3 protein-coding genes are annotated in these 1,347 nt (G+C 54.5%); 1 reads left to right on the forward strand and 2 read right to left on the reverse strand.

The genetic code is table 11. The features are described from left to right. Positions 1 to 343: MsnO8 family LLM class oxidoreductase (locus L691_RS0119290; protein ID WP_025692012.1), on the reverse strand; the 343-nt coding region annotated here is incomplete at its 3' end. Between the two features lie 229 nt (positions 344 to 572). Between L691_RS0119290 and L691_RS0119295 the strand changes: the two genes are divergently transcribed. Then, positions 573 to 827: a YciI family protein gene (locus L691_RS0119295; protein ID WP_025692013.1), complete on the forward strand. Its 255-nt coding sequence runs from the start codon at positions 573 to 575 to the stop codon at positions 825 to 827. A 42-nt stretch (positions 828 to 869) separates the two neighbouring features. Here the strand turns inward: L691_RS0119295 and L691_RS0119300 are convergent. Further along, positions 870 to 1,347: substrate-binding domain-containing protein (locus L691_RS0119300; protein WP_025692014.1), on the reverse strand; the 478-nt coding region annotated here is incomplete at its 5' end.

Here is a 1,347-nt window from a genome sequence, read left to right on the forward strand (position 1 = left end):
GCGCCCGGCCAAGGCCGAGATCGATCCGGCCCGGGAACAAGGATTCCAGCGTGCCGAACTGCTCGGCAATCATCAGCGGGGCATGATTGGGCAGCATAATGCCTCCGGAGCCGACGCGGATGCTCTTCGTTCCGGCCGCCACATGCCCGATGACGATCGACGTGGCCGAGCTGGCGATGCCGGGCATGTTATGATGCTCGGCCAGCCAATAGCGCCGGAACCCCCAGCGTTCGGCATGCTGCGCCAGATCGAGCGCGTTCCGCAGGGCGTCCGTCGCCGTGCCTTCTTCCGTGATTGGAGCCAGGTCCAGTACCGATACGGGTATATCTTGAAGCTGCTTCATGTATAAGCCTCCCATACAACACGGTATATATACATCATAAAACGGTCTTAACCTCTGCAAACCAGTGCAGTACAGCGATTATATCATAACTAATCAATATTTACATACTTAAAGTAAGTTTGGGGGCTATATTGAATGGCCGCTATCCGGCAGAAAGCAAGGTCGCCAAGACCAATTACTTTTTGTTACGATGGGGAGGAAGATTTATCAACTTGGGGGAGGAATGACAATGAACAAGTATTTGCTGATTACCGCAAGAACAGAACATTTTAATCCCGAAGATATTGCGGGTCATTATGAGCATCTCGACCGGTTAAAGAAGGAGGGTTGTCTCGAAATGTACGGTCCCTTTGGCGACGCTACGGGCGGCGCTTATCTAATATCGGCTTCATCGCTTGCCGAAGCGGAAGAAATCGGCAATGCGGACCCGCTCATTCGGAGAGGCTCTTCAACAGTAACGGTAAAAGAATGGCGCCTGCGTTAAGAGAAACAACCATCCCCCAATAGAAATTGAGGGATGGTTCGTCTATGTTGTCCCGCCTTGAATCAGCTCTACCGGAAAGATATTTTCCATCGGCACGGTATCGCCCTGAACCTGGGCCATGATGAGATCGACCGCCTTTTGGGCCATCTCCGCAATCGGCTGGGATACGGTTGTGAGATCGGGAGAGAACAGGCCCCGGAGCGAAACGCCGTCATAGCCGACAATCTTGATATCCTGAGGCACCCGGCGTCCTCTGGCCTGGCATACTTTAAGCGCATGAGTGGCGATGATGTCGCTGCTGGCAAAAATGCCATCCACATCAGGATGCTCTTCGAGCAGCCGCTCGGCCAGACGTTCATATTCCGGGAAATGAAATCCTTGCAGATCGGTATGCAGCTCTACATGCTGCAGGCCGCGCAGCGCGGCAATCTCCTTGAAGGCGTCAAGCCGCCTAAGCGCCAGCAGGTCCGGATGGGGATGGCCGCCGATATGGGCGATTTTGCGGCAGGCCCTGTCGGCG

Origin of the sequence: Paenibacillus zanthoxyli JH29 (assembly GCF_000520715.1) — a bacterium.
Taxonomy (GTDB): Bacteria; Bacillota; Bacilli; order Paenibacillales; family Paenibacillaceae; genus Paenibacillus_AQ; species Paenibacillus_AQ zanthoxyli.